At 73.4% G+C, this 26,607-nt stretch carries 29 protein-coding genes and 1 tRNA gene; 19 read left to right on the top strand and 11 right to left on the bottom strand.

Going from position 1 to position 26,607, the window contains the following annotated elements; all coding sequences use genetic code 11:
- The first annotated feature begins 7 nt into the window (after window positions 1-7).
- Together ACIQVD_RS24925 and ACIQVD_RS24920 are read left to right on the top strand one after the other, a co-directional pair.
- Complete coding sequence (locus ACIQVD_RS24925) at window positions 8-535, top strand: O-acetyl-ADP-ribose deacetylase (protein WP_402291738.1); 528 nt, start codon at window positions 8-10, stop codon at window positions 533-535.
- A 339-nt stretch (window positions 536-874) separates the two neighbouring features.
- Window positions 875-2,116: a Cys-Gln thioester bond-forming surface protein gene (locus tag ACIQVD_RS24920; RefSeq protein ID WP_402291737.1), complete on the top strand. Its 1,242-nt coding sequence runs from the start codon at window positions 875-877 to the stop codon at window positions 2,114-2,116.
- Window positions 2,117-2,261: 145 nt separating this feature from the next.
- On the opposite strand, the gene ACIQVD_RS24915 is transcribed toward ACIQVD_RS24920, so the two are convergent.
- Window positions 2,262-3,086 (bottom strand): class I SAM-dependent methyltransferase, encoded by an 825-nt coding sequence (locus ACIQVD_RS24915; RefSeq protein ID WP_400684022.1) that lies wholly within the window; start codon window positions 3,084-3,086, stop codon window positions 2,262-2,264.
- A gap of 200 nt (window positions 3,087-3,286) precedes the next feature.
- On the opposite strand from ACIQVD_RS24915, the gene mshA reads away from it, so the two are divergent.
- The 3 genes from mshA to ACIQVD_RS24900 all read left to right on the top strand — a co-directional run bounded on the left by mshA (window position 3,287) and on the right by ACIQVD_RS24900 (window position 5,786).
- On the top strand, window positions 3,287-4,639 hold the full coding sequence (gene mshA, locus ACIQVD_RS24910; RefSeq protein ID WP_100837621.1) for a D-inositol-3-phosphate glycosyltransferase: 1,353 nt from the start codon (window positions 3,287-3,289) through the stop codon (window positions 4,637-4,639).
- Between the two features lie 102 nt (window positions 4,640-4,741).
- Window positions 4,742-5,257, top strand: a complete 516-nt coding sequence (locus ACIQVD_RS24905) for a YbjN domain-containing protein (RefSeq protein WP_400684024.1) — start codon at window positions 4,742-4,744, stop codon at window positions 5,255-5,257.
- A 31-nt stretch (window positions 5,258-5,288) separates the two neighbouring features.
- Window positions 5,289-5,786, top strand: a complete 498-nt coding sequence (locus ACIQVD_RS24900) for an SLATT domain-containing protein (RefSeq protein WP_400684026.1) — start codon at window positions 5,289-5,291, stop codon at window positions 5,784-5,786.
- A gap of 18 nt (window positions 5,787-5,804) precedes the next feature.
- On the opposite strand, the gene ACIQVD_RS24895 is transcribed toward ACIQVD_RS24900, so the two are convergent.
- Both ACIQVD_RS24895 and ACIQVD_RS24890 read right to left on the bottom strand, forming a co-directional pair.
- A complete protein-coding gene (locus tag ACIQVD_RS24895) occupies window positions 5,805-6,101 on the bottom strand; it encodes a hypothetical protein (RefSeq protein ID WP_402291736.1) in 297 nt (98 codons plus the stop codon).
- Between the two features lie 85 nt (window positions 6,102-6,186).
- Window positions 6,187-6,678 (bottom strand): hypothetical protein, encoded by a 492-nt coding sequence (locus ACIQVD_RS24890; protein WP_402291735.1) that lies wholly within the window; start codon window positions 6,676-6,678, stop codon window positions 6,187-6,189.
- Window positions 6,679-6,788: 110 nt separating this feature from the next.
- On the opposite strand from ACIQVD_RS24890, the gene ACIQVD_RS24885 reads away from it, so the two are divergent.
- On the top strand, window positions 6,789-7,640 hold the full coding sequence (locus ACIQVD_RS24885; RefSeq protein ID WP_400684033.1) for a Scr1 family TA system antitoxin-like transcriptional regulator: 852 nt from the start codon (window positions 6,789-6,791) through the stop codon (window positions 7,638-7,640).
- Window positions 7,621-7,836 carry a DUF397 domain-containing protein gene (locus tag ACIQVD_RS24880; protein WP_400684035.1) on the top strand — a complete coding sequence of 72 codons (216 nt, stop codon included), beginning with the start codon at window positions 7,621-7,623 and terminating at the stop codon, window positions 7,834-7,836. Before ACIQVD_RS24885 ends, ACIQVD_RS24880 begins: the two co-directional genes overlap by 20 nt.
- 85 nt (window positions 7,837-7,921) lie before the next feature.
- On the opposite strand, the gene ACIQVD_RS24875 is transcribed toward ACIQVD_RS24880, so the two are convergent.
- On the bottom strand, window positions 7,922-9,187 hold the full coding sequence (locus ACIQVD_RS24875; protein WP_402291734.1) for an MDR family MFS transporter: 1,266 nt from the start codon (window positions 9,185-9,187) through the stop codon (window positions 7,922-7,924).
- 180 nt (window positions 9,188-9,367) lie between these two features.
- Here ACIQVD_RS24875 and ACIQVD_RS24870 point away from each other — a divergent pair, with 180 nt between their 5' ends.
- Both ACIQVD_RS24870 and ACIQVD_RS24865 read left to right on the top strand, forming a co-directional pair.
- The gene (locus ACIQVD_RS24870) at window positions 9,368-10,126 is read left to right on the top strand and encodes a phosphoglyceromutase (protein ID WP_402291733.1); all 759 of its coding nucleotides are present in this window, start codon (window positions 9,368-9,370) and stop codon (window positions 10,124-10,126) included.
- A gap of 320 nt (window positions 10,127-10,446) precedes the next feature.
- Entirely contained in the window at window positions 10,447-11,037 is a 591-nt protein-coding gene (locus ACIQVD_RS24865) for a lytic polysaccharide monooxygenase (RefSeq protein ID WP_400684040.1), read from the top strand.
- 116 nt (window positions 11,038-11,153) lie between these two features.
- Here ACIQVD_RS24865 and ACIQVD_RS24860 read toward each other — a convergent pair whose 3' ends face one another.
- Together ACIQVD_RS24860 and phoU are read right to left on the bottom strand one after the other, a co-directional pair.
- Window positions 11,154-11,333: a hypothetical protein gene (locus ACIQVD_RS24860; RefSeq protein WP_111553857.1), complete on the bottom strand. Its 180-nt coding sequence runs from the start codon at window positions 11,331-11,333 to the stop codon at window positions 11,154-11,156.
- A gap of 150 nt (window positions 11,334-11,483) precedes the next feature.
- The gene (gene phoU / locus ACIQVD_RS24855) at window positions 11,484-12,158 is read right to left on the bottom strand and encodes a phosphate signaling complex protein PhoU (protein WP_100837635.1); all 675 of its coding nucleotides are present in this window, start codon (window positions 12,156-12,158) and stop codon (window positions 11,484-11,486) included.
- A 286-nt stretch (window positions 12,159-12,444) separates the two neighbouring features.
- On the opposite strand from phoU, the gene ACIQVD_RS24850 reads away from it, so the two are divergent.
- Both ACIQVD_RS24850 and ACIQVD_RS24845 read left to right on the top strand, forming a co-directional pair.
- A complete protein-coding gene (locus tag ACIQVD_RS24850; RefSeq protein WP_400684044.1) occupies window positions 12,445-13,704 on the top strand; it encodes a sensor histidine kinase in 1,260 nt (419 codons plus the stop codon).
- A complete protein-coding gene (locus tag ACIQVD_RS24845; RefSeq protein ID WP_033250991.1) occupies window positions 13,701-14,393 on the top strand; it encodes a response regulator transcription factor in 693 nt (230 codons plus the stop codon). The genes ACIQVD_RS24850 and ACIQVD_RS24845 overlap by 4 nt, the downstream gene beginning before the upstream one ends.
- A 94-nt stretch (window positions 14,394-14,487) precedes the next feature.
- On the opposite strand, the gene ACIQVD_RS24840 is transcribed toward ACIQVD_RS24845, so the two are convergent.
- Window positions 14,488-15,165 carry a DUF461 domain-containing protein gene (locus tag ACIQVD_RS24840; protein WP_400684046.1) on the bottom strand — a complete coding sequence of 226 codons (678 nt, stop codon included), beginning with the start codon at window positions 15,163-15,165 and terminating at the stop codon, window positions 14,488-14,490.
- Window positions 15,166-15,540: 375 nt separating this feature from the next.
- Here ACIQVD_RS24840 and ACIQVD_RS24835 point away from each other — a divergent pair, with 375 nt between their 5' ends.
- From ACIQVD_RS24835 to ACIQVD_RS24805, 7 genes are all read left to right on the top strand, one after another.
- The gene (locus ACIQVD_RS24835; RefSeq protein WP_014136563.1) at window positions 15,541-16,023 is read left to right on the top strand and encodes a CarD family transcriptional regulator; all 483 of its coding nucleotides are present in this window, start codon (window positions 15,541-15,543) and stop codon (window positions 16,021-16,023) included.
- A gap of 160 nt (window positions 16,024-16,183) precedes the next feature.
- Window positions 16,184-16,945 (top strand): 2-C-methyl-D-erythritol 4-phosphate cytidylyltransferase, encoded by a 762-nt coding sequence (gene ispD, locus ACIQVD_RS24830; protein WP_400684208.1) that lies wholly within the window; start codon window positions 16,184-16,186, stop codon window positions 16,943-16,945.
- A complete protein-coding gene (gene ispF, locus ACIQVD_RS24825) occupies window positions 16,935-17,429 on the top strand; it encodes a 2-C-methyl-D-erythritol 2,4-cyclodiphosphate synthase (RefSeq protein WP_400684049.1) in 495 nt (164 codons plus the stop codon). The genes ispD and ispF overlap by 11 nt, the downstream gene beginning before the upstream one ends.
- Before the next feature lie 44 nt (window positions 17,430-17,473).
- Window positions 17,474-17,869 carry a PPOX class F420-dependent oxidoreductase gene (locus ACIQVD_RS24820; RefSeq protein WP_400684051.1) on the top strand — a complete coding sequence of 132 codons (396 nt, stop codon included), beginning with the start codon at window positions 17,474-17,476 and terminating at the stop codon, window positions 17,867-17,869.
- A 66-nt stretch (window positions 17,870-17,935) separates the two neighbouring features.
- Window positions 17,936-19,330: a cysteine--tRNA ligase gene (gene cysS, locus ACIQVD_RS24815; RefSeq protein ID WP_282206097.1), complete on the top strand. Its 1,395-nt coding sequence runs from the start codon at window positions 17,936-17,938 to the stop codon at window positions 19,328-19,330.
- Between the two features lie 121 nt (window positions 19,331-19,451).
- The gene (gene rlmB / locus ACIQVD_RS24810; protein WP_400684053.1) at window positions 19,452-20,444 is read left to right on the top strand and encodes a 23S rRNA (guanosine(2251)-2'-O)-methyltransferase RlmB; all 993 of its coding nucleotides are present in this window, start codon (window positions 19,452-19,454) and stop codon (window positions 20,442-20,444) included.
- A 259-nt stretch (window positions 20,445-20,703) separates the two neighbouring features.
- Window positions 20,704-22,260, top strand: a complete 1,557-nt coding sequence (locus ACIQVD_RS24805) for a DoxX family protein (protein ID WP_402291732.1) — start codon at window positions 20,704-20,706, stop codon at window positions 22,258-22,260.
- Between the two features lie 268 nt (window positions 22,261-22,528).
- On the opposite strand, the gene ACIQVD_RS24800 is transcribed toward ACIQVD_RS24805, so the two are convergent.
- The 3 genes from ACIQVD_RS24800 to ACIQVD_RS24790 form a co-directional block, all read right to left on the bottom strand.
- Complete coding sequence (locus ACIQVD_RS24800) at window positions 22,529-23,278, bottom strand: NDP-sugar synthase (protein ID WP_400684057.1); 750 nt, start codon at window positions 23,276-23,278, stop codon at window positions 22,529-22,531.
- A gap of 149 nt (window positions 23,279-23,427) precedes the next feature.
- A complete protein-coding gene (locus tag ACIQVD_RS24795) occupies window positions 23,428-23,865 on the bottom strand; it encodes a hypothetical protein (protein ID WP_400684059.1) in 438 nt (145 codons plus the stop codon).
- 312 nt (window positions 23,866-24,177) lie between these two features.
- On the bottom strand, window positions 24,178-25,275 hold the full coding sequence (locus tag ACIQVD_RS24790; protein WP_100837645.1) for an ABC transporter ATP-binding protein: 1,098 nt from the start codon (window positions 25,273-25,275) through the stop codon (window positions 24,178-24,180).
- Between the two features lie 300 nt (window positions 25,276-25,575).
- On the opposite strand from ACIQVD_RS24790, the gene ACIQVD_RS24785 reads away from it, so the two are divergent.
- Window positions 25,576-25,649, top strand: a tRNA-Thr gene (locus ACIQVD_RS24785).
- Window positions 25,650-25,824: 175 nt separating this feature from the next.
- On the opposite strand, the gene ACIQVD_RS24780 is transcribed toward ACIQVD_RS24785, so the two are convergent.
- Window positions 25,825-26,064 (bottom strand): hypothetical protein, encoded by a 240-nt coding sequence (locus tag ACIQVD_RS24780; protein WP_402291731.1) that lies wholly within the window; start codon window positions 26,062-26,064, stop codon window positions 25,825-25,827.
- Between the last annotated feature and the right edge of the window lie 543 nt (window positions 26,065-26,607).

The following is a 26,607-nucleotide window of genomic DNA, read 5'->3' as shown; positions in this document are numbered from 1 at the left end:
AGCAGCGGTGACACAGATCACGCTGGTGCAGGGTGACATCACGGAACAGCAGGTGGACGTGGTGGTGAACGCCGCCAACAGCTCGCTGTTGGGCGGCGGCGGGGTGGACGGGGCGATCCACCGCCGGGGCGGGCCGGAGATCCTCGCCGAGTGCCGCGAACTGCGGGCCTCGCACTACGCCGAGGGACTCCCGACCGGTCAGGCCGTGGCCACCACGGCGGGGCGGCTGCCGGCCCGCTGGGTGGTGCACACCGTCGGCCCGGTGTACCGGGCGGAGGACTACCGGCAGCGCGCGGAGCTGCTGGCCTCGTGCTATCGGGAGTCCCTTCGGGTCGCGGTCGGGCTGGGGGCGCGGACGGTGGCCTTCCCGGCGGTCTCGGCCGGGATCTTCGGCTGGCCGCTGGACGATGCCGCTCGGATCGCGCTGACGGCCGTGGCCGAGGAGGGCCCGGACCTGGACGAGGTGCGCTTCGTGCTGTTCGGCGCCGACGCGTACGAGTCGTTCGAACGAGTCCGGCGGGAGCTGGCGGGCTGACGGGCGGGCTGGCGGGCGGGCTGACGGGCGAGCTGGCGCGCCGACCGTCTGACGGTCACTCAGGGGCCGCTGGAACGGCCGCCCGAGCGGTTCCATGGTGGCGTGACGGGGCGTCAACACGCCAGAGAAAATCGATAACTCGTTCGAGTGAACTGTCGAACGGGTGCTCGGATCGCCCCGCGGCGGGGTCCGGCGGGCGGTCGGCCGGTCCCGGGGTGCCGCCGCCGTTCCTGCGCCGACCGGGTGACCGCCCGCCCGCGCCGGGTGAGGCGGTGCCCCCGGCCTCCCCCCGCTGCCTACCGTGAGACGGCCGCTGCCCACCTCCCGGGATGGTGATCCGTGTACGTACGCGCAACCCGTCTTGTCGCTCTCGTCTCCACCGCGCTGCTGGCCCTGTGCCTGCTCCCGGGGACGGCCTCCGCCCGGTGGGAACCGCCGGCCGGAGCGGCCGCCCCGGCCGCGAACCCCCCGGCCGCGATGGTGATCACGGCCGCCACGGGGCCGGGCCAGACCTACGGCGGCTTCGAGGCCCCCGCCTCCTTCGACCCGCTGTCCGGGTACCCCGCACCCGGCTACAGCACGGTCGGGTACACCCCGGTCGACCCGGGCTTCGGCGGGATCATCTACGGCACCGCCACCACCGGCGCCCGCCTGGAGCTGTACTGCGTGGACCTCAACACCTCGACCGGGACGGGCATCCCCTACGACCCGGGCACCTGGTCGCTGACCGACGTGCCCAACCTCGGCCTCGTGATGCGCGTCCTCACCCAGTACTACCCGGTGACGGGCGAGCCCGCCGCCGCGAGCGGCGACGCCCAGCGGGCCGCCGCCGTCCAGGCCGCCGTCTGGTTCTTCACCGACCGGTTCGTCCTCGCCACCGGCGACCCCAGGTTCGCGCTGACCTCGGCGATCGTCACCCGGGTGATCGGCCAGGGCCCGCTGTCCGAACCGGCCGCCCCCCTCGCGATCGACGGCCCCGGTACGGCGGTGACCGGCGGGATCACCGGCCCGTACACCGTCCGGGGCGGTGCGGGTGACGCCGTGCTCACCGCCACCGGCGGGGACCTGTTCGCCGACGCCGACGGCACCCGGCCGATCGCCGACGGCGCCACCCTCCCGGCCGGGGACCCGTTCTGGTTCCGCCCGTCCGCGCCGGGCTCCGCCCGGATCCGGGCCGCCGCCACCGCACAGAGCCCGGTCGGCCAGGCGTTCGTCTACGCCCCCGTCGATCCGGCCGATCCCGACCCGGCCGACGCCCAGCGGCTCGTCCTCGCCCGGGCCGCCGCCGTCGCCAACCAGGCCGAACTGACCGTCACCGTCAACGCCCCGTCCCCCAGCCCCTCCCCGTCTCCGAGCCCGAGCCCGAGCCCTTCCCCGAGCCCCAGTCCCAGCCCCAGCCCCTCGCCCTCGTCCAGCACCCCGGCGCCCAGCCCCACCCACTCCCACAGCCACGGCCCGCACCCCGCCCTTCCCGACACCGGTGCGAGCGCCCCGGTCCTGTCGATCGCCTCGGCCGCGCTGGCCCTGTGCGCGCTCGGCGCGACCGTCCTGGTGCTCTCCCGCAGGCGCCGGCGCCACTGAGCCCCCGGCCGGGGCGCCGCTGAGGCCGCCGCCGGACCCGCGCCCCGCCGTGTGACGGGCCGCCGCTCGACCACCGGGCGGCGGCCCGTTCCGCGTGCCCGGCGGGGCGCACGACCCGTGCGGACCGCCCCGGACCAGGCCGGGCTCAGCGCGGGGCCAGGGCGGCCCAGTCCACCGTCAGCTCGCCCTGCCGCCGCCGGGCCGGGGCGTCCCGCAGCGGCCAGTCCGCGGCCAGCGCCGCGCAGGTCGCCGCCCAGCGCTGCCGGGCCCCGAACGCCCCCAGCGGCGCGGCCGCCGCCCAGGCCCGGTCGAAGTCGCGCAGGAAGGAGTGCACCGGGCGCCCCGGCACGTTGTGGTGGATCAGCGCCTTCGGCAGCCGCTCGGCCAGGTCGGACGGCCGCTCCAGGTCGGCCAGCCGGGCCGCGAAGGTCACCGTGCGCGGCCCCTCCGGGCCGAGCGCCACCCAGACGTGCCGCCGCCCGATCTCGTCGCAGGTGCCCTCCACCAGCAGCCCGTCCGGGGCCAGCCGCCCGCACAGCCGGGCCCAGACCTCGGCCACCCGGTCCTCGTCGTACTGCCGCAGCACGTTCGCCGCCCGGATCAGCTGGGCCCGCGCCCCGCCGTCCAGCGGCACCTCGAAGCCGCCCCGGCGGAACTCCAGCAGCGGCGGCTCGGCCATCGGCAGCGCCGCCGCGACCCGGGCCGGGTCGATCTCGATCCCGACCACCCGGACGTCCGCCCGCACCGCCCGCAGCCGCGCGGACAGCTCCACCGCCGTCCACGGCGCCGCGCCGTACCCCAGGTCCACCGCGACCGGCGGGGCCGCCGACGCCCGCAGCGCCCGGCCCGCGGTGTACGCGATCCACCGGTCCATCCGCCGCAGCCGGTTGGTGTTCGTGGTGCCCCGGGTGATCGTCCCCACCGGCCGGCTCGACCGGCCCCGGGACAGCGGCGTGTCGCGTGCGGCCATGGGCACCAAGCGTACGCAGCCGGTCCGCCCGCACCGGCACCCGCACCCGCCCCGGCGCCCGTCCCGCGTCCGCTGGCGGGAATACGACGACGCGTTCCCCGGTTGCCCTGGCTGACGTCCCTCCGCCCGCTGCCGCCGGCCGCGGGCGGCGGCACGAGAAGAGCAGACCAGACGGCCGGCGCACAGGGAGGCTTCCGCAGGTGACCCAGCACCTCGTCCGCACGTCCCGCCGGGAGCCGCGCCGCACCGCACCCGCGGCACCCGCCGCGACCGCGCCCCCCGCCCCGGCCCGCGCCCGCCGGCCGCGCCGGATCGCGATGCTGAGCGTCCACACCTCGCCGCTGCACCAGCCCGGCACGGGGGACGCCGGCGGGATGAACGTGTACATCGTGGAGCTGGCCAAGCGCCTCGCCGAGCTGGACATCGAGGTCGAGGTGTTCACCCGCGCCGTCAGCTCGGACGACCCGCCCGCCGTCGAGCTCGCCCCCGGCGTGCTGGTCCGGCACGTCACGGCCGGGCCGTACGAGGGCCTGTTCAAGGAGGACCTGCCGGCCCAGCTGTGCGCTTTCACGCACGGCGTGCTGCGCACCGAGGCCGGCCACCGCCCCGGCTACTACGACCTGGTGCACTCGCACTACTGGCTCTCCGGCCAGGTCGGCTGGCTGGCCGCCGAGCGCTGGGGCGTCCCGCTGGTGCACACCATGCACACCATGGCCAAGGTGAAGAACGCGGCGCTCGCCGAGGGCGACACCCCGGAGCCCGCCGCCCGGGTGATCGGCGAGACCCAGGTGGTCGGCGCCGCCGACCGGCTGATCGCCAACACCGCGGAGGAGGCCGCCGAGCTGGCCCACCACTACGCCGCCCGCCCCGACCAGCTGGCCGTCGTCCACCCCGGCGTGAACCTGGACGTCTTCCGCCCCGACGGCCCCGACTCCCGGGCCGCCGCCCGGGCCCGGCTCGGCCTGCCGCAGGGCGCGGCGGTGCTGCTGTTCGCGGGCCGGATACAGCCCCTCAAGGCGCCCGACGTCCTGCTCAAGGCCGTCGCCCGGCTGCTGGACCGGCACCCCCGGCTGCGCGAGCGCCTGGTCGTCCCGGTGGTCGGCGGCCCCTCCGGCACCGGCCTGGCCCGCCCCGAGAGCCTGCACAAGCTGGCCGCCCAGCTCGGCATCGGCGACGTGGTCCGCTTCCACCCGCCGGTCGACCAGCCCCGCCTGGCCGACTGGTACCGGGCCGCCACCGCCCTGGTGATGCCCTCCCACAGCGAGTCCTTCGGCCTGGTCGCCCTGGAGGCCCAGGCCTGCGGCACCCCCGTGGTCGCCGCCGCCGTCGGCGGCCTCCCGGTCGCCGTCCGCGACGGCCGCACCGGCACCCTCGTCCCCGGCCACGACCCGGAAGCCTGGGCCCGCGCCCTGCACCCCTACGTCGCCGACCCCTCCCTCACCCCCGTCCGGGGCGCCGCCGCCGCCCGCCACGCCGCCGCCTTCGGCTGGCTCACCGCGGCCGGTGCCACCGCGGAGGTCTACACGGGGGCGATGTCCGCGGCCCGGGTCTGACGCGACGGCCCGGGGCCCGAGCGGCGGCGCGGGTCCGCTGTGACGGCGCGCACGCGGGCCCCGCGGGCGCGGGCCGGGCGGCCGGGGGGCTAGCGTGGGGCCATGGCTGCCAAGGACGACGCACTCACCCTCCTGCGCGCCGCGCTCGACCAGGCCGGGGTGGCCTGGGAGCCGGCCGCCGCCGATCCGTACACCGTGGTCGCCGCGCTGCCGGGGACGCGCAAGCTCTCCACGGCGTGCGCGCTGCGGATCGGGGACCACACGCTGTCGGTGAACGCGTTCGTGATCCGGCGGCCGGACGAGAACCACGAGGCGTTCCACCGCTGGCTGCTGGAGCGCAACACCAGGATGTTCGGCGTCGCGTACGCGGTCGACCCGCTCGGCGACGTCTACCTGGTCGGCCGGCTGCCGCTGGAGGCGCTGACCCCGGACGCGGTGGACCGGCTGCTGGGCAGCGTGCTGGAGAACGCCGACGAGCCGTTCAACACCCTGCTGGAGCTGGGCTTCGCGACCGCGATCCGGCGCGAGTGGGAGTGGCGCACCAAGCGCGGCGAATCCACCCGCAACCTCGCGGAGTTCGCGCACCTGGCGAGCGGGAACCCGCCCGCCGGGGACTGAGCCCGGTATCCTCCCGGCCGGGGAGGAAACCATGGACACCGAATTCGCCGGACCCGCCGAATCCGCCGCCGCACAACGGAAGTTGGCCTGGCTGGAGGCCGAGCTCGACGCCGAGCTGAAGGAGCGCCGCCGCCGCCGCGACTGGGACCGGCGGCGGGCCCTGACCCTGCAACTGGCCACCGTCAGCCTGTCCGCGCTGGTCACCGTGCTGCTCGGCCTGAAGGTCGGCGAGCCCGCCGCCAGCCGGCTCTCCGACATCGCGCTGGTCACCGGCGCGCTGGTCACCGTGCTGGCCGCCTGGGCGGCGTTCTTCGGCTACCGCACGCTCTGGATCCAGCGCGCCGACACCGTGCACCGGCTGAACTCGCTGCGCCGCCGACTCGGCCTGCTGAAGGCCGAGTACGGTGACGCGGTGCCGGAGCCGGTCCGGCTGCTGCCGCTGATCGACGAGTACCAGGCGATCCTGGAGGACGACCACGACTCCTGGGTCCGGCTGCGGCAGAGCGAGGCCGGCGGCGCGACCGGCTGAGGACCTGCCGGGGCCTGTTCAGCCGCTGACCGGTCCGGCCGGGTCCCGGGCGGCCCGCGCGTGGACTTCGCTCCAGACGGTTTCGTGGGCGGTGCCGTTGTTGCGGGCGGGCGGGGAGTACTTGTGCCCCCAGCGGTCGCCGAGGGCGAGTGCCCTGAGGACGGCCTGCTGGTCGTCGGGTCCGTCGGGACGGATGACGGCGAGTTCGATCCGGTAGCCGTCGGCGATCGCGGTCAGCCGGGCCTCCCCGCCGCCGCCGACCCGGGAGAGCTGTTCGGCGATCTCCCAGGCCCGCTGCCGCAGCGCGTCGTTCACGAGGCGGCGTCCGGGGCCGGGCGGGACAGCTCGCCGGGGAGCACCGGTGTCCTCCAACGGCCTTCCGGTGTACAGCACTTCTTCCTCAATTCGGTGTCGATGCGGACGGTTCGGGGCGGACGGGATCGGCCTGGACCAGGTCCGCGCGGGTGGGGTGGCGCACCGCGCACCGGCCGACCGACCAGGGCTCGCCCCCGTCGGCCGGGACAAGTACCAGGTCGCCCCGCTCGTCCGCGTGGGAGAACTCGCCGAGCCGTCCGGTCGCCGCGTCGATCAACAACTCGCCGCGCTCCGGCGACCAGAGCATCGAGACGTCCCCGCCGAGCCCCCCGCTCCGTACGGCGCGCACGTAGGGGGCGCCCGTCCAGATCAGGGTCGCCAACTCGCCCGCCACGTCCGGGGTGACGCCACCGAGCTGCACCAGGTACATCCCGGTGGCCGCCCGCTCCACCGCCAGCGAGGGCAACTTGACCCCGGCCGAATCGAGTGCCTCCCGGAGGCCGTCGCACACCTTGCGCCCGAAGGCGCGGTCCTGCCGATCCAACCGGTCGAGCAAGGAGTTGGCCACGGCGGTCACCACCCTTTCCTCATGCCACGAACGTCACGTTCCGTGCTACGAGCGTCGCGGAACGGCACTAGCCTGGGAAGTGGAGAAATCTTGACAAGCACTCTGCACAGAGGTGAGCCATGGTCAGCCCTTCGCCGCTCGACCCGACCCGGTCACCGGCCACGTTCTACGGAGCGGAACTGCGGCGGCTGCGCGAGAAGGCCGGGCTCTCCCAGCAGGAACTCGCGGACCTGGTCTTCATCTCGCCGACGTACGTCAGCCAGTTGGAGAAGGCCACCCGGCGCCCGCAGGAAGACCTGTCGCGCCAACTGGACACGGTGCTTTCGGCCGACGGCCACCTCGAACGGCTGCACTCCCTGGTGCGGACCATGCGCAGCAGGCAGTTCGCCGACTATTTCGTCGAGGCCGCGGAGCACGAACTCCGGGCGAAGACGATCCTGGAGTACGCGCCCCTCGTGGTGCCGGGGCTGCTCCAGACGCGGAGGTACACAGAAGCGATGATCCTGGCTGCTAATCCGCTGCTCGATGAGGAGAAGTTGGAGGAGCGCCTCACGGGTCGACTGGAACGGCAGGTGATCATCGGTGACCCGACAAGGCTCTTGTTCTGGGCGGTCCTTGATGAGGCGGTGCTCAGGCGGGTGGTCGGCAGCAGGGAGATCATGGCCGAGCAGCTCCGGCACATTGCCGAGTTGATTGCCGAGCGGCAGATCATCGTTCAGGTCGTGGAGTTCGGCGCGGGAGCACATGCACTACTTGGAGGCATGGTCAGCCTGATGGCCTTCGATGACGCACCGCCCCTGGCATACATGGAGAGCGTGCACGTCGGCCACTTGGTTGACGAAACCGCCTTGGTCGAAAAATGCCGCCTAGCCTACGATTTGGTGCGGACTGCTGCGTTGTCGCAGGAGGATTCCCTGGTCCGGATCATGAAGGCTGCGGAGGAACACGAGCATGCAAGCCACCCTCAATGAGTCCGTCTCGCCGCGACAGTGGCGGAAGAGCAGTTACTCCGATGGCAACGGTGGCTCGTGCGTCGAGGTGGACGACGCCAACTTCGGTCACGTCCGGGACTCCAAGGACCCGCACGGCCCGCACCTGGAGTTCGCCCCCACCGTCTGGGCGGCCTTCGTGACCGCCGCCGCGACCGGCGAGTTCGGCGAGGTCTGACCGTCCGCCATCCACCCGTCCACAGAGGCCCCTCCTGTTCGGGAGGGGCCTCTGCACAATCTGTCTGTGCCGCCGCCGGCGGGCGTCAGGCCGCCGTCTTCACCGGGGTCGGCAGGGCCGTCCCGTCGACCACCGGCGGGCGGGGGCGGCGGCGGCCGATCGCCACGAAGGCGACGGCGGCCAGGGTGCCGGCCGCCGCGCAGCCGCCCCACAGGGCCCAGCTGCCCGCGTACTGGAGCAGCAGGCCGCCGCCGAGCGGGCCGGCGAACGAGGCCAGTGACCAGGAGAGCGAGTAGACGCCCTGGTAGCGGCCGCGGGCCCGGGCGGGGGAGTGTTCGGCGACCAGCGCCATCATGGTGGGTGCGGTGACGATCTCGCCGATCGTCCAGATCGCCACCGTCAGCGCGTACAGCGCGGCGGAGGACCCGGCCAGCGCGGTCAGGCCGAAGCCCCAGCCGGTCAGCAGGGCGCCCGCCACCAGCAGGGCGGTGCGGTCGCGGCCCTCCATCAGCCGGGTCAGCGGCAGTTGGAGCAGCACGATCAGCACCCCGTTCAGGCTGATCACCAGGCCGAACCGGGCCGCCGAGAGGCCGTGCGCGCCCATGTCCACCGGCAGCGTGGTGGAGCCCTGCTGGACGACCAGGGCCAGCAGCAGGTTCACCGCGACCACGGCCATGAACGGCCCGTCCCGGAAGACCGTGCCCAGCCCGACCTGCGGGGCCTGCGCGGCGGCACCGGCCGGGGCGGCGGCCTCCGGCCGGGTCTCCGGGACCTTCACGAAGACCACCACCGCGCACAGCAGGGTGGTCGCCGCGTCCAGCAGGAACAGCGTCAGGTAGCCGTGCACGGCGATCAGCCCGGCCACCGCGGCGGACGCGCCGAAGCCGATGTTGATCGCCCAGTAGTTCAGCGCGTACGCCCGCACCCGGTCCGCGGCCGGCACCAGGTCGGCGATCATCGCGCTCACCGCCGGGCGGGACGCGTTGCTCGCCAGGCCGACCAGGAAGGCCACCGCGGCGATCGCCACCGGCCCGTCGGTGAACCCGAGCACCGCCGTGAACAGCGCCGTCGCCACCTGCGCGGCCAGCAGCGTCGGCCGCCGCCCCAGCCGGTCGGTCAGCACCCCCGCGCCGATCGCGGCCACCGCCGAGCCGAGCCCGAACAGCGAGGCCACCAGGCCCGCGTACGCCGCCGAGTAGCCGCGCTCGTGCGTCAGGTACATCGCCAGGAAGGTGACCACGAAGCCGCCGAGGCGGTTCACCAGGGTGGACGTCCACAGCCACCAGAACCGGCGGGGGAGCCCGCCGCCCGCTCTGCGTGCTTCGGAGGCCAGACGGGCGAGGAGGGGCATGGGGGGAGCTCCCGGGCGGTACAGGCCCCGGCGGCCGCGGGCAGGGTGGTGCGGCCGCCCGCGGGCGGGGTGGAACGGTGGGGACGGCCCGATCGGTAAGAGTCGAAACCGCTGGGCGAACGTTACCCCCGATTCGGACGACCGAGCGATCGGATTTCGCCCTCCACTAGGCTTGGCCCCATGGCTGACACGACCTATCGCTTGATCCTGCTCCGCCACGGCGAGAGCCAGTGGAACCAGAAGAACCTGTTCACCGGTTGGGTCGACGTCGACCTCAACGAGAAGGGCGAGAAGGAGGCCGCCCGCGGCGGCGAGCTCCTGCTGGCCGAGGGCCTGCTGCCGGACGTGCTGCACACCTCGCTGCTGCGCCGCGCGATCCGCACCTCGCAGATCGCCCTCGACAAGGCCGACCGCCACTGGATCCCGGTCCGCCGCAGCTGGCGCCTGAACGAGCGCCACTACGGTGCCCTCCAGGGCAAGGACAAGGCCCAGACGCTCGCCGAGTTCGGCGAGGAGCAGTTCCAGCTCTGGCGCCGCTCCTACGACACCCCGCCGCCGGCCCTCGCCGACGACGCCGAGTACTCGCAGGCCGGCGACGCCCGCTACGCCGAGATCCCGTCCGAGCTGCGCCCGAACACCGAGTGCCTCAAGGACGTCGTCGAGCGGATGCTCCCCTACTGGTACGACGCCATCGTGCCGGACCTGGCCGCGGGCAACACCGTCCTGGTCACCGCGCACGGCAACAGCCTGCGCGCCCTGGTCAAGCACCTCGACGGCATCTCCGACGAGGCCATCGCGGGCCTCAACATCCCCACCGGCATCCCGCTCCTCTACGAACTGGACGCCGACTTCAAGCCGGTCGCCGCCGGTGGCCGCTACCTCGACCCCGAGGCCGCCACGGCCGCGATCGAGGCCGTGAAGAACCAGGGCAAGAAGTAAGTACTCCTTCCCGCCCTCACCCACCTCTCAGCCCCCTGTCCGGCGCAACGACGCCCCGGCCCAGGGGGCTGTTCCGTGTCCGCCGCAGGGGGCGGGGCGGCCCGGCCGGTCCGGCGGGGAGAGGGCTGACTGATCGTCAACAAGCCTGCGGTAAAGCCTCGTTAAGGTTCTCGAATGGTTCAGACCATTGACGGTGGGAAGGCGCGCTCCTAGCGTGGAACCACTGTCGGCGCGGGCATGACAATCTTGGTCGCCCCCCACGCGGCCCTGCTTCGCGTGTCCGCGGTCGTGCACTCCATCCACCCCCACGGAGGAGCACCATGCGCAAGCGCAACATCCTGGCGGTCGGCTTCGCCGCCGCCGCAGCGGTCCTGGCCACCGCCCTCCCGGCCAGCTCGCACGGGTACATCACGACGCCGCCCAGCCGGGCGGGGCTGTGCGGTGCCGGTGTGGTGAAGAAGTGCGGCGACATCCAGTGGGAGCCGCAGAGCGTCGAGGGACCCAAGGGCTTCCCGGCCACCGGGCCCGCCGACGGCAAGCTGTGCGCGGGCGCGGACGCGCGCTGGGCGCAGCTGGACGACCCGCGGGGCGGCGGCTGGCCGACCACCAAGGTGACCGCCGGGCAGCAGCTGACGCTGACCTGGAGCATCGAGGCGCGGCACGCCACCACCTCGTTCCGGTACTTCCTCACCAAGCCGGGCTACGACGCCACCACCAAGCTGACCAGGTCGAACCTGAACCTGACCCCGTTCCTGACCGTGCCGATGGGCGGCAAGCAGCCCCCGGCCACGCTCACCCACACCGCGACCCTGCCCGCCGGGCTGACCGGCCACCAGGTGATCCTGGCGGTCTGGGACATCGCGGACACCGGCAACGCCTTCTACCAGTGCATGGACGTCAACTTCTCCTGACGCCAGGAAGGGCCCCTCCCGGCACCCGGGAGGGGCTCGTGAGAACGGCAGGGAGAACGGCAGGGCGGCCGGGCACCCCCTCGGGAGGGGCGCCCGGCCGTCCGTCGCGCGCGGGCTCAGTGGCCGCCGCAGCAGCCGCCGGTCACGCCGCCGCACTGGCAGGGCGAGCCGGACTGGCAGCCGCAGCCGCAACCCGGGCCGCAGCCGCAGCCGGCGGCCAGCACCGGCAGCAGCCGCGCGGCGGCCGGGGCCACCGGGTGCGGCGGGGGAGTGGTCGGGGTGCCGGTGGTCTTCATCGGGCTGCCTCCTCGTCCGGGCGGAGCCGGGCGAGCCGAAGCAGCCGCCCGTCCCTTCGAGTGAAACCCCACGGTTGACGACACGTCAACGGGCGCGCGGAGGCTGGTGGTCCGGCCGCCGTGCGCCCCCTCGCCGGACCCGGCGGACGGTTACTCGGCGGACTCCGCGGTGGCCACGAAGTCGTCCACGTGCTCGCCGGTGACCAGGTACACCACGCGCTTGGCGACCGAGACGGCGTGGTCCGCGAAGCGCTCGTAGTAGCGGCCGACCAGGGTGACGTCCACCGCGGTCTCGATGCCGTGGTGCCAGCGGTCGTCCAGCAGGTGCGAGAACAGCTCGCGGTGCAGGGCGTCGATCGCGTCGTCGTCCGCCTCCAGCTCCAGCGCCTTGTCGACGTCCTTGGTGGCGATCACCAGGCCGGCCTTGGCGACCAGCCGCTGGGCGAGCTGCCCCATCTCCAGCACGATCGGGTGCAGGTCGATCGGGACGGCGGTCTCCGGGTAGCGCAGCCGCGCGACCTTGGCGACGTGCCGGGCCAGGTCGCCGCAGCGCTCCAGGTCGGCGCTCATCCGCAGCGAGGTGACCACGATCCGCAGGTCGGTGGCGACCGGCTGCTGGCGGGCCAGCAGGTCGATCGCGCGGTTCTCCAGACCGTGGTGCAGCTGGTTGATCTTCTCGTCGGCGGCGATCACGCCCTCCGCCAGGGCGAGGTCCGCGTCCAGCAGGGCCGTGGTGGCCCGTCCCATCGCCGAGCCGACCAGGCGGGCCATCTCGACCAGGCTGTCGCTGATCGAGTCGAGTTCCTCGTGGTACGCGTCGCGCATGCGCTCTTCTCCTCCAGTACCGGTGTCGGTGGCGGTGCCGACCGGACGCCCCGGACCGACCCGCCGGAGGGGCGGGCGGCGCGGGCGGCCGCTGCTGGTGGCGCGAATGGTAGCCGCGTCACCGCCCACACGGGCTTGCCCGGCCCAGACTGAGCCGTTCGGGCGACCTGCCACGGCCGCTGCGGTGAATCGGCGGCAGCGTGAAGGTGAATTCTCGGCAACGTCAGGCCGATGCCTTGATCGCACCCTTACGGAGCCCGCCCGAGCACCATTTACGCTGACAGGCATGGACGTGAACGTGGCCGCCGCCGCTGCCTGCGCCATAGCCGGGCTCGGCGTCGGCCTCACCGCCTCCGTCGCCTTCCGTTGGAGCGAGCGCGACCAGGGCAGGGGCAAGGGCGGCAGGACCAGCAGGAACACAACGCCGGAACCGCACCAGGAACCGGCCCTCCCCCCGGGAGTGGACACCGTGCTCTCGGTGCTCCGCTCCTGCGCGATCGTGCTCGGCGAGGGCGACGAGGTGGTCAAGGCCTCCTCCGCCGCCTACTCGATGGGCCTGGTCCGCGGCGGCCGGGTGGCCGTCGACCGGATGCTGTCGCTGGCCCGCTCCACCCGGCGGGACGGCGAGATCCGGCAGATCGAGCTGGAACTGACCCGCCCCGGCGCGGCGGCCCGCACCGCCGAGCCGCTCGCGGTCTCGGTCCGGGTCGCCCCGCTGGGCTCCCGACTGGTGCTGGTGCTGGTCGAGGACCGCACCGAGCGCCGCCGGATCGAGGCGATCCGCCGCGACTTCGTGGCGAACGTCTCGCACGAGCTGAAGACCCCGGTCGGCGCGCTCTCGCTGCTGTCCGAGGCCGTCGCGGACGCCTCCGACGACCCGGAGGCGGTGCAGCGCTTCGCCGGCCGGATGCAGGTGGAGGCCACCCGGCTGGCCAGCCTGGTGCAGGAGATCATCGACCTGTCCCGGGTCCAGGACGACCAGCTCAAGGTCGACCCGGAGCCGGTCGCGGTGGACGAGCTGATCGCCGAGGCGATCGACCGCTGCCGGCAGACCGCCGCCGCCAAGCAGATCGTCATCGCGGCGGGCGGCACCACCGGCCTCTACCTGGTCGGCAACCGCGGCCAACTGGCCGCCGCCCTCGGCAACCTGGTGGAGAACGCGGTCAACTACAGCCCGCCGCGCACCAGGGTCGCCCTCGCCACCCGCCGGATCTCCAGCGCCGCGGCACTGGGCGAGGCGGACGGCGAACTGATCGAGATCTCGGTGACCGACCAGGGCATCGGCATCTCGGAGAAGGACCGCGAGCGGATCTTCGAACGCTTCTACCGGGTGGACCCCGCCCGCTCCCGCCTCACCGGTGGCACCGGCCTCGGCCTGTCCATCGTCAAGCACGTCGCCGCCTCGCACCGCGGCACCGTGTCGGTCTGGAGCGTCGAGGGCCAGGGTTCCACCTTCACTCTGCGGCTCCCCGCCGGGCAGGCCCCGGTCGAGGACCCCGAAAACCACGCAGCAACCACACTTCCTGCCCCGGAGGCCCGATCGTGACCCGAGTACTGGTGGTCGAGGACGAGGAGTCGTTCAGCGACGCCCTGTCGTACATGCTCCGCAAGGAGGGCTTCGAGGTGGCGGTCGCCGCCACCGGCCCCGACGCGCTGGAGCAGTTCGAGCGCAACGGAGCCGACCTCGTCCTGCTCGACCTGATGCTGCCCGGCCTGCCCGGCACCGAGGTCTGCCGCCAGCTGCGGGTCCGCTCCAACGTCCCGGTGATCATGGTCACCGCGAAGGACAGCGAGATCGACAAGGTGGTCGGCCTGGAGATAGGAGCCGACGACTACGTCACCAAGCCGTACTCCACCCGCGAGCTGGTCGCCCGCATCCGCGCGGTGCTCCGCCGCCGCGGCGAGGACGGCGGCGGCGACGGCGCGGCCGCCCCGGGCGCGCTGGAGGCCGGGCCGGTCCGGATGGACGTCGACCGGCACGTGGTGACGGTGGACGGCGCCAAGGTCGACCTGCCGCTCAAGGAGTTCGACCTGCTGGAGATGCTGCTGCGCAACGCGGGCCGGGTGCTGACCCGGATGCAGCTGATCGACCGGGTCTGGGGCGCGGACTACGTCGGCGACACCAAGACCCTGGACGTCCACGTCAAGCGCCTGCGGGCGAAGATCGAGCCGGACCCGGGCGCCCCGCGCTACCTGGTCACGGTCCGCGGCCTGGGCTACAAGTTCGAGCCGTAAACCGCGACGCACCGGCACAGCACGCAGGAGGGGCCCCGCCGCGCGGCGGGGCCCCTCCTGCGTGCTGCGCCGGTGCCGTCCGTGCGCCGCCGGGTCAGCCGGCCGTGGCCGAGCCGGACGGGGCGGCCGGGGCGCTCGCCGAACCGGTGGCCCCGGCGGAGGGCGAGGTCGAGGCGCCCGCGGAGGGCGAGGTGGAGGCGCCCGCGGAGACGGAGGCGGAGGCACCCGTGGACGGGGAGGCCGGGGCGGAGGGGGACGCCTTCGCCGGGCCGTAGCCCTCGTACAGGCCGTCGGCCGGCTGCACGTTGGCGTTGGCGGAGACCTCGCCGGCGTTCTTGAAGGTGAAGGTCGTCCTGACGTAGCCGCCGACCGACACGTCCGCGTTCGGCACCGCGGCGAGCGGGCCGCCCTCGGCCCCGAGCAGCACCGACTCGCCGGGCGCGAGCGCGATGCTGTCGACCGCGGCGCCGCTCTTGTCGGTCAGCTTGGCGGCGGTGTCGCCGACCTTCAGGGAGGTCAGCACCTCCGGGCTGTCACCGGTGTTGGCGACGTTGACCGTGACGTTCGCCGGGCCGGTGTACTCGCCGGCCGTCCCCCCGGGGGTGACCACGACGATGTTGTTGAGCTTGACGTCGCTCCCGATGGCCGTCGCCGCGTTGTCCGGCTTGATCTGCAGCGTGCTCGCGTCGTTGCCCGCGGCGCAGGCCGCCAGCGGGACGATCGCGGCGAGGACGATGGCGGCGACAGCGCCGCGTCGAAGGCTCCGGCTCACGGCGGCGACTTCTCCTTGATGGGGGGACGATCCAGCGGAAAACGGATCACGGTCGGTGGTCGAGGGTCAGACTACCGACCACACATATCCGCCTCTCACGGGGTGGCCCCGTGTCGCGGTCCGATCACGATCCGGGGTGCCCGGCGCGTCGGGGGCAAAAACTCAAGATCCAACCATGGTTTCGGAGTCGTGACCAGAGGTTTCGCCGCGCGGTCAGACCGCCTCCGACCTGCGGGAAGCCCTGATCGAACACCGGTCGCAGCATGCGACCGGGGTGGTTGTCAAGCCCTGGGACCGGCCCTGACCTGCGAAAACGCCCTTCGAGTCAGCAGAAAAGCGTGTTATTCTGGAAAGCCACGGAAGGGGTCCTGTCACATGACGTTCAAGGTTGGCGACACGGTGGTCTACCCCCATCACGGGGCTGCGCTGATCGAGGCCATCGAAACTCGCCAGATCAAAGGTGTGGACAAGACCTACCTGGTGCTGAAGGTGCAGCAGGGAGATCTGACGCTTCGCGTGCCCGCGGAGAACGCCGAGTTCGTCGGCGTCCGCGACGTGGTGGGCCAAGAGGGCCTGGACCGCGTCTTCGAGGTGCTCCGGGCACCGTACACCGAAGAACCCACCAACTGGTCGCGCCGGTACAAGGCGAACCTCGAGAAGCTCGCGTCCGGCGATGTGATCAAGGTCGCAGAGGTCGTCCGCGACCTGTGGCGCCGGGAGCGCGAGCGCGGCCTGTCCGCCGGTGAGAAGCGGATGCTGGCCAAGGCCCGGCAGATCCTGGTGAGCGAGCTGGCGCTCGCCGAGAACACCAACGAGGACAAGGCCGAGACGCTGCTCGACGAGGTCCTCGCCTCCTGAGCAGTGCGACGCAGCGCCCGGTGGTGCCCGAACGGCACCTCGGGCGCTTCGCCATGCCCGGAAGGGGTCGGTGGCATAGCGGGGCCACGGGCGCGGTTCCACTAACGTGCAGTCAGGAAGGGGGCCTGCCCGCTCGCGGTATCCGCGCTCGGCACGGGCCATACCCATCACACCCGAGGAGCCAAACCTGAACGCCTCAGCACAGCTCGCGGCAGCGGTCGTCCCGGCCGCCGGGCGCGGCGAGCGACTCGGCCCCGGCGCCCCCAAGGCGCTGCGCGAACTCGGCGGCGTACCGCTGCTGGTGCACGCCGTCCGGGCGCTGGCCCGCAGCCGGGCGGTCGGCCTGGTGGTGGTGTGCGCCCCGCCGGACGGGGTGGCCGAGGTCGTCTCGCTGCTGGACAGCCACGGCCTGGACGGCAAGGACGTCCGGGTGGTGCCCGGCGGCGCCAGCCGGCAGGAGTCGGTGCGGCTCGGCCTGGCCGCCGTCCCGGCCGGGACCCGGGTGGTGCTGGTGCACGACGCGGCCCGCCCGCTGGTGCCGGTCGAGGTGGTGGACGCGGTGGCCGCCGCCGTCCGCGCCGGGGCCGGGGCGGTGGTGCCCGCGGTGCCGCTGGCCGACACCGTCAAGCGGGTCGAGCCGCAGCCGTCCGGCCCCGAGCCGGTGCTGGACACGCCCGACCGCTCCACCCTGCGCGCGGTGCAGACCCCGCAGGGCTTCGACCTGCCCGGGCTGGTCGCCGCGCACGAGCGGGCGCTCGCCGAAGGCGCCGAGGTGACCGACGACGCCGGGCTGATCGAGCGCTTCGGCGGCCGGGTGGTCGTGGTGCCCGGCCACGAGGAGGCGTTCAAGGTCACCCGCCCGCTGGACCTCGTGCTCGCCGAGGCCGTGCTCGCCCGCCGGAGGGCCACCGATGGCTACTGACCCGATCCTCCCCCGCGTCGGCATCGGCACCGACGTGCACGCCTTCGAGGAGGGCCGCCCGCTGCGGGTGGCCGGCCTGGACTGGCCCGGCGAGACCGGCCTGGCCGGGCACTCGGACGCCGACGTGGCCGCGCACGCCGCCTGCGACGCGCTGTTCTCCGCCGCCGGCATCGGCGACCTGGGCGCGCACTTCGGCACCTCCCGCCCCGAGTGGGCGGGCGCGGCCGGGGTCGCGCTGCTGGCCGAGGCGGCCCGCCTCGTCCGGGCGGCGGGCTTCGAGATCGGCAACGTCTCCGTCCAGGTGATCGGCGTCCGCCCCAAGGTCGGCAGGCGCCGGGCCGAGGCCCAGGCCGCGCTGTCCGCCGCGGTCGGCGCCCCGGTCTCGGTCTCCGGCACCACCACCGACGGCCTCGGCCTGACCGGCCGCGCGGAGGGACTCGCCGCGATCGCCACGGCACTGGTCTACGAACGGCCCGCCGCATAGCCTGAGTTCCGACAAGCCGTCAAGAACCAGGCACAGGAGGAGACATGGGCGTCGAACTCGGCGACAAGGTCAGGGCGCTGCTGGACGCGAAGAGCTACGCGGTGGTCTCCACCGTGCAGCCCGACGGCAGCCCGCAGTCCTCCGTGGTCTGGGTGAAGCGGGACGGCGACGACATCCTGTTCTCCACCGTGCAGGGCCGCCGCAAGCACCTCAACCTGGTGCGCGACCCGCGGGTCAGCCTGCTGGTCAACCCGGCGGACGACCCGTACACCTACTTCGAGGCGCGCGGCGAGGTCACCCTGACCACCGAGGGCGGCCGGGAGCTGATCGACGAGCTGTCGCACAAGTACCGGGGCGAGGACTACGGCTTCGACGGACCGGACGACGTCCGGGTGGTGATCCGGCTCAGCCCGCGCAAGATCGTCGGCAACCTCGGCTGAACGAGGGCACGCCAAAGGGGCCGGAAGGTGGCGGGGCACCCCCCGCCGCCCACTACCCTGGTCGCTGTGAGCCTTCGCCTGTACGACACCATGACCCGCCAGGTACGCGACTTCGTCCCGCTGGTGCCGGGCTGTGTCTCGATCTACCTGTGCGGCGCCACGGTCCAGGCACCGCCGCACATCGGGCACATCCGGTCCGGCCTCAACTTCGACGTGATGCAGCGGTGGTTCCGCTACCGCGGCTACGACGTCACCTTCGTCCGCAACGTCACCGACATCGACGACAAGGTGATCGCCAAGGGGCGCGAGCAGTCCACCGACTGGTGGAAGATCGCGTACGCCAACGAGCGCGCCTTCAACGAGGGTTACACCGTCCTCGGGTGCCTGCCGCCGAGCGCCGAACCGCGCGCCACCGGGCACGTCCCGGAGATGATCGAGATGATGCGCGGCCTGATCGAGCGGGGCCACGCGTACGCCGCCGACGGCAACGTGTACTTCGCGGTGACCACCTTCCCGGAGTACCTGGCACTCTCCAACCAGGAGTTGGAGAACCTGCGGCAGCCCTCCGGCGACAACGAGACCGGCAAGCGCGACCCGCGCGACTTCGCGATGTGGAAGGCCGCCAAGCCCGGCGAGCCGAGCTGGGAGACGCCCTGGGGCCGCGGCCGCCCGGGCTGGCACCTGGAGTGCTCGGCGATGGCGCACAAGTACCTGGGCCGCGCCTTCGACATCCACGGCGGCGGGCTCGACCTGATCTTCCCGCACCACGAGAACGAGATCGCCCAGTCCCGGGCCTTCGGCGACGAGTTCGCCAACTTCTGGGTGCACAACGCCTGGGTGACGCTGGCCGGCGAGAAGATGTCCAAGTCGCTGGGCAACTCGGTGCTGGTCTCCGAGATGGTCCGGCGCTGGCGGCCGATCGTGCTGCGCTACTACCTGGCCGGCCCGCACTACCGCTCGATGATCGAGTACAGCGAGGAGTCGCTGCGCGAGGCCGAGACCGGGTTCGCCCGGATCGAGGGCTTCATCGAGCGGGCCGTGGAGCGCTGCGGCCCGGTCGACGCCGCCCCCGAGGTGCCGCTCTCCTTCGCCGAGGCGATGGACGACGACCTGGGCGTCCCGCAGGCGCTCGCCGCCGTGCACATGGCCGTCCGGCAGGGCAACAGCGCGCTCGGCGCGGACGACAAGGAGTCCACCGCGGCCCGGCTGGCGGAGGTCCGGGCGATGCTCGGCGTGCTCGGCCTCGACCCGCTCGACGAGCAGTGGGCCGGCGGCGCCGAGCAGGGCGAGGAGCTCGGCGGCGTGGTCGACGCCCTGGTCCGGCTGGTCCTCGACCAGCGCCAGGCCGCCCGCGCCCGCAAGGACTTCGCCACCGCGGACACCATCCGCGACCAGCTCGGCGCCGCCGGGCTGGCGATCGAGGACACCCCGTCCGGCCCGCGCTGGACGATCGGGCAGTGACACCGGGCCGGACCACCGGCCGCCGGTAGTACCAGTAGCCCTCCGGGGCGCGCCGGGGCCGTACCTTTGTAGGGGTGCGGCCCCGACGCACGAAGCAGACGCAGAGACAGGAAGTACAACCATGGCCGGCAACAGCCAGCGCAGGAACCGCCGCAACCCCGGATCGAAGAAGGGTGCCAGCGTCGGTACCGGCGGCCACAGCCGGAAGGGACTGCAGGGCAAGGGCCCGACCCCGCCCGGCGAGGCCCGCAAGGGCCACCCCAAGCAGCGCGCCGCCAACGCGGCGCTCAAGCGCGAGCGCGACGCCAAGTCCCGCGCGGGCATGCGCCGCGCCGGCGGCGGCTCCCGCAGCGGCCGCGGCGGCGCGGGCGCGGCCGAGCTGGTGGTGGGCCGCAACTCGGTGGTCGAGGCGCTCCAGGGCGGCGTCCCGGCGACCGCGCTCTACGTGCAGCAGTTCCTCGACACCGACGACCGGGTCCGGGACGCCTTCCAGGCCGCCAACGAGCGCGGCGTCCCGCTGATGGAGGCCCCGCGGGCCCAGCTGGACCAGATGACCGGCGGCCTCAACCACCAGGGCCTGGTGCTGCAGGTCCCGCCGTACGAGTACGCGCACCCCGACGACCTGCTGGAGGGCGCCGCCGACAGCGGGCAGGACGCGCTGATCGTCGCGCTGGACGGCGTCACCGACTCCCGCAACCTCGGCGCCGTGGTCCGCTCCGCCGCCGCGTTCGGCGCGCACGGCGTGGTGATCCCGGAGCGCCGGGCGGCCGGCATGACCGCGGGCGCCTGGAAGACCTCCTCCGGCGCGGCGGCGCGGCTGCCCGTGGCGCGCGCCACCAACCTGACCCGGGCGCTGGAGGCGTACCAGAAGGCCGGCGTGATGGTGGTCGGCCTGGCCGCCGATGGCGAGGCCGAGATCGGCGACCTGGACGTGCTGACCGGCCCCGTGGTGATCGTGGCCGGCTCCGAGGGCAAGGGCCTGTCCCGGCTGGTCTCGGAGACCTGCGACCTGCTGGTGCGCATCCCGATGCCGGGCCGGACCGAGTCGCTGAACGCCGGTGTGGCGGCGGGCATCGTGCTGTACGAGGCCGCCCGGCTGCGCGCCAAGCGCTGACGCGGCGGTGCGCGGTGCGCGGTGCGCGGTGGCGCTGCGGCGTCGCGGTACCGCGTCGTTTTCGTGGGGGAACCGGTCGGGTCCGGTCGGGCCCGATCGGTTTTCTCATGATCACTTCAAATCCTCGCCCGGAATCCACCCGGGAGAGTGTCCTCGGGGCCCGTCACCCGGTTAGAGGGGTGTGGACACCAGAACACCTCTGCGCCTCGGGCAGCGCCCCGCGGGGATAGACGACGGTCCGGGCCTCAACACGGTCCGGGTGCCGTCCGACCCGTCGAGGCTCAGCAGCACCCAGGCCAGTTTCCGGGTCAGGCTCTCCGCCCCGGTGGCCCCGATGATCGACGCCCCGGCCGGTGCCGCCTTCGGTGACCCGTACGGCCTGCGCAGCGGCGTCACCCCGCAGATCGTGGTGCCCGCGGCGTCGGTGCCCGCGCTGGCCGGGATCACCGCCGCCTCGGTCACCGGCGGGGCCCCCCGCCGCAAGGCCCGGGTGGTCACCGCCTGGAGCGGCCGGACCGGGCCCGGCGACACCGCCGCCACCCAGCTGCTGGAAGCCGTCCGGCTGACCACCGTGCCCGCCCCCGCCAAGGGCTTCGAGGACGACACCCAGCAGCTCCAGGGCGTCCCGCGCCAGTACGGCCCCGACGGCACCCCGGGCGAGACCCCGCACGTCGGCGTCCCCGAACTGCTGGACGAGTCGGTCCGGATCGGCGCCGGGCGCAGCTGGCAGCCCGAGGGCGAGCTGCCGGAGGTGCCGTCGCTCAGCGAGGGCTCCAAGCACGCCTGGTACCCCGGCCGCCGGGTCGACCTGGGCCTGGTGCTGCTGCCGCTGCGGGTGCTGCTCGGCTCGCTGTCGGTGTACGCCGGGTTCAGCAAGCTGTGCGACCCGGTGTACTTCGACGGCGGCGAGCGCGGCTCGATGATGCGCTGGCTGTCCTCGCTGCACCCGTGGAAGGTCGCCCAGCCGCTGCTGGACTTCGCGATGGCCCACCCGGTGGGCGCCGGGCTCGCGGTCTCCTTCCTGGAGATCGTGGTCGGCGTGCTGTCCATCCTGGGCCTGTGGCAGCGGCTCGCGGCCGGCACCGCGATGGCGCTGTCCGCGGCGCTGCTGTTCACCGTGAGCTGGAAGGCGGTGCCGGTCTACGACACCCCCGACCTGATCTTCCTCGCGGCCTGGAGCCCGCTGCTGATCGCCGGGGCCCCGTTCGCCTCGCTGGACGGCCGGATCGCCCTGGAGGCGTTCCGCCGGCACGGACCCGGCGAACCCGGCGCGGTCCGGCGGCGGATGCTGCGCCGGCGCGGCGTGGTCACCGCCGTGGTGGTCGGCCTCACCCTGCTCTCCGGCTCGCTGCTCGGCGCGGCGGTCCGCACCGGCGGCAGCACGGCGCCGGTCGAGCCGCCCACCGACTTCGGCTCCCCGGTCTGGCCGAGCAACAGCCCCTCGCCGACCCCCACCCCGTCGCCCACCCCCACCCCCACGCCGAGCCCCACCCAGGGCCAGGGCAAGGCCCCGGCCGCGCCCTCGCCCTCGTCCAGCCGCAGCGGCGGCAAGGCCAAGCCGTCCGGCGGCGCCCCCTCCGGGGGCTCCACGCCGACCGCCCGCAACGGCGCCGGCTCGGGCACCTCCGGCACCGGTGGTGGCGGCGGCAGCACCGGCAACGGCGGCTCGGCCGGCGGCACCGGCACGGGCGGCGCCCCCGCCGGGACGCCGCGCACCGCGCAGCCCTCGCACGGCGTGATCGGCGGCCTGCTGGGCAGCGGACCGCCGCTGCTCGAACTCGGCATGAGCCCGCAGCGCCCCGCGCCCGCCGCCTGACGGCCGACCCCGCGCGGAACGACACACCGTAGGGCCCCTCCCGGACGTCCGGGAGGGGCCCTACGGTTCTGCTCCGGTGTCTCCGGTCTACTTCGGTGTCTTCTCGGTGCCTTCGGTGTCTCTGTGCGGCCTCTGGCGCCGTCGGCGGTCGTGCCGGGCCCCCGGGCAGCGGGACGCCCCGGAGCGCGTTCCGCGGCCTCCGGGGCGTCGTGGCGGGCCCGTGCGGGGCGCGCGGGGCGCGCGGGGGGGCCTCGGGGACTTCGGGGGACTATCGCCGGGACGCGGAGAGCTCCTTGGCGGCCTCGGTGAGGTCCTTGGCGGTGTCGATGGCGCGCCAGTAGCAGCCCTGCGGGAGCTGGTAGCCGGCCAGCCGGCGGTCGCGGGCCAGCTGCGGGAAGGTGGTGCGCTCGTGGTCGCCGACCTCGGGGAGCAGCTCGCGAAAGCCCGGGGCGAAGACGTACAGGCCCGCGTTGATCAGGAACGGGGACGGCGGGGCCTCGATGAAGTCCAGCACGTTGCCGAAGCGGTCGGTCTCCACCGCGCCCCACGGGATGCGCGGGCGGGCCAGCGCGAGGGTGGCGGTGGCGGCGCGCTCGTGGTGGAAGGCGGCCATCTCGCGCAGGCTGAACCTGGTCCAGATGTCGCCGTTGGTGGCGTACCAGGGCTCGGCGGGGCGCGGCAGGGAGGCGGCGGCGTAGCGCAACCCGCCGCCGCGGCCGAGGGGTTCGGCCTCCACCACGGTCCGGGTGCGCAGCGGCAGGTCGGCCCGTTCCAGCCACTCCTGGAGCACCTCGGCGAGGTGGCCGCAGGAGATCACCACGTCGGTGACGCCCTCGGCGGCCAGCCACTCCAGCTGGTGCCCGATGATCGGCTTCCCGGTGCCGGGGATCTCCACCAGCGGCTTGGGCCGGTCGTCGGTGTACGGCCGCAGCCGGGAGCCCTGCCCGCCCGCCAGGATCACCGCCTGGGTGACGGCGGGGGCGGTGGCACCCGGGGCGGTGCCGGTGTCTGCTGTCATGCGCGCCACGATAGCGGGCCCGCCCCGGCCGGCCCGGGCCGCGTCGGGGGAGGGCACCTCCGGTGCGCGGTCGGCCGGTTGACCCCGGGACCCGGGCCGGTGCCGCCGTCGGGGCCGCTGCCGGGGCCGCTCCTCCCGTGCGCGGTCGGTCAGTTGACCACGCCGGCGGCGAACGAGCCGTCGCAGACCGGGCGGGCGAAGGAGCGGGCGCGCTTCGCGTCGCCCTGGTACTTCTTCACCGCGGCGCGACCGAGCTCGCCGGCCAGCGCGGTGCAGTACGGGGTCAGCGACGGGTTCTCGCGCATGGTGCGCTCGAGCAGGTCGAGGGCGGTGCCCGGGTTGTGGTTCCTCAGCTCCTCCATCAGGTCCACCCGGAGGGCGTCCTGCGGGGCGAGGCCCTGGGTGTTGGGGGCCGTGGCGGTGCGGCCGATGGTGCCGTCGCCGCTGGAGGCCGCCACCACCTGCTGGTCCAGGCCCGTCGGTGGGGCCCACGGGACGCGGGTGACGGCGAGCGTGCCGGTGGTCACCAGGACCACCGGCAGGGTGAGGGCAACGGTCTGGGCGATGCGGCGCACGAGCTGTTTCACGCACAGGAGAGTAGCGTTGCGTGGCGGGGCGGGCGCGCCGCGTTACACCATCGGGTGACCACTGTCCCGTTTTGTTCCGCCATCGGGTTGACGCCGCGTCCGCAGGAGTGACGGAAGCGTCCGGGGAGCGTCGCTATCGCGGCCGGAAGTGTCCGGGGAGCGCCGGACCGTCGGGAGCACCGGGAACGCCGGAACCCCCTGCCGACCGCCGTGGGCAGGGGGTTCCGTGGAAGAAGCGGAGAGCGGGGGGCGGGCGCCGCCGTCAGGTACGGCGCCCCTCCTCCCGTGCTCTCGTCTGCGTCTGCGTCTGCGTCAGCGGCTGAGGCGCTTGCCGCCCTCGGCCTCGGTGGTGAACACGTGCGGCTCGTTGCCGACCGGCACGATGTGGATGGTCTCGCCGCGCTGCGGGATCTCGCGGCTGTGCACGCGGACCACGATGTCCTTGTCCTCGCCGGACACCTGGGTGGTGCCGTACACGTAGCCGTCGGCGCCGAGCTCCTCGACCACGTTGACGGTGACCGCGACGCCCTCGAGGCCGCCGGCCGGGACGACCTGGAAGTGCTCGGGGCGGATGCCGACCACGACGCTCTTCGCGTCGCCGGCCTTGGCCAGGTCCTCGCGGGCGATGTTGATGATCGAGCCGCCGAACTTCACGCCACCGTCGACCAGCGGGACCTCGATGAGGTTCATCGCGGGGGAGCCGATGAAGCCGGCCACGAACAGGTTGCCCGGGCGGTCGTACATGGCGCGCGGGGCGTCGACCTGCTGCAGCAGACCGTCCTTGAGGACCGCGACGCGGTCGCCCATGGTCATGGCCTCGGTCTGGTCGTGGGTGACGTAGACCGTGGTGATGCCCAGGCGGCGCTGGAGCGAGGCGATCTGGGTACGGGTGGACACGCGGAGCTTGGCGTCCAGGTTCGACAGCGGCTCGTCCATCAGGAAGACCTGCGGCTGGCGGACGATCGCGCGGCCCATCGCGACACGCTGGCGCTGACCGCCGGAGAGCGCCTTCGGCTTGCGGTCCAGGTACTGGGTCAGGTCGAGGATCTTGGCGGCCTCTTCGACCTTGGTGCGGATCTCGGCCTTGTTCACGCCGGCGATCTTCAGGGCGAAGCCCATGTTCTCGGCGACGGTCATGTGCGGGTACAGCGCGTAGTTCTGGAACACCATGGCGATGTCCCGGTCCTTCGGCGGCAGGTGGGTCACGTCGCGGTCGCCGATGCGGATGGCGCCCTCGTTCACGTCCTCCAGGCCGGCCAGCATGCGCAGCGAGGTCGACTTGCCGCAGCCGGAGGGACCGACCAGGACGAGGAACTCGCCGTCCGCGATCTCCAGGTCGAGCTGGTCGACGGAGGGCTTGTCGGCACCCGGGTACACACGGGTGGCCTTGTCGTACGTCACAGAAGCCATGGTGCTTCGCTCCTTCACCGGCAGGAACGTGCCGGACGATCCGAGTAAAGGTGGATGTTCTCGCCGCCGCCCCGGCAACTCCCCACTGGTCTGAACCACTGGTACCGGGCCCGGCTCCCCGCGACGCTACCTGGCAGTTCATCCTTTTGTCAGCCCTCTGCCGCCCCCGAGTTGGCATCGATCCGGTCACACCCCCTCCCACCCGCCCCCGCACGCCCCGCACAACCACCCCACCCCCCGCGCCCCCGCCCGGTACACTGCCCACTGGTGCCGCCGTGGATCTCCGCGGACGGCCACCGCGCCTCCTTAGCTCAGCTGGCCAGAGCACCGCTCTTGTAAAGCGGGGGTCGTCGGTTCGAACCCGACAGGGGGCTCCGCGCTAGAGGAGCCGAAAGGGCCAGCTCACGAGGGGAATCCTCTGAGGCTGGCCCTTCTCTGTCGTCGCGGTGGTGTGACCTGTCGACTCAGCCGTGCCACGCCTGTGCCAGAAGGTGTTCCTGCTTGCGGGGCGGCATCGAGTGGATTTGCCGGACGGTAGAGCAAGGTTGCTCATAGCGTGCCGCCATGGATGACGCCCTCCTCCATGAGCTTCACAGCGAGCTCATGCGGATCAAGAAGCAGCACATTGAGTTGCGGCGCGCAGAGTACGCCCTTGCCAAACAAGCCCGGGAAGCTGCTAAGCGTGCTCTGCGGGCTGGAATGACCGTTGAGCGGATCGCTGCCACTACTGGCTATAGCGATCAAACAGTCGAGCGGTGGAAGAGGTCGCTTCAGTCGGTTCAGCGGCATCAAGCGGCTCAGGAAGCGCGGCGAGTGCGTGCGGCGGCGCGTAGGGGACAGCGTGACGCTTCACGTGGCCGGGCGCGCATTCGTCGCATTCGCGCTATCGGAACGGAGGCCGATAGGGAGGCCCAGGTCGCTCTATGGAAGAAGGGCAAGAAGCGTAGGTAGTGTGATCTGCGCCACTTTGATCTTATGGTATACGCGCGCGCCCGCCCGGGCGCGCGGAAGGCAGAAGGAAGACGGAAACGGACGATCAAAGTCCTTTTTTGGCGCATCGGTTGGCGGCAGATCTGGTGCTTAGATGCTGCTCAAAGCCAAGGGCTCCCGCCGACCAGCGCCTCCTACAGCAGATGGTCGAGGGAGCCCTCCAGTAAGTCCCAAGGAGACTCACATGACTGGCAAGCCTAAGCGATCGAGGGGTACTCGTAGGTATGCGGGCGCTAGGGGCAGCAGCAACCGGATGCCCGTCTTCTTCAAGACGGCAGTTCGTGCTTTGGCGGTCAGCTTTCTGACCGGTGCGGGAGGAGCGCTCGGAGCCCTCTGCGTTCA

The sequence above is a fragment of the Kitasatospora sp. NPDC090308 genome (assembly GCF_044769485.1).
GTDB classification, from domain to species: domain Bacteria; phylum Actinomycetota; class Actinomycetes; order Streptomycetales; family Streptomycetaceae; genus Kitasatospora; species Kitasatospora fiedleri.
The sequence above is the reverse complement of the archived record's forward strand: the minus strand, read 5'-3'. Positions and strand labels throughout refer to the sequence as shown.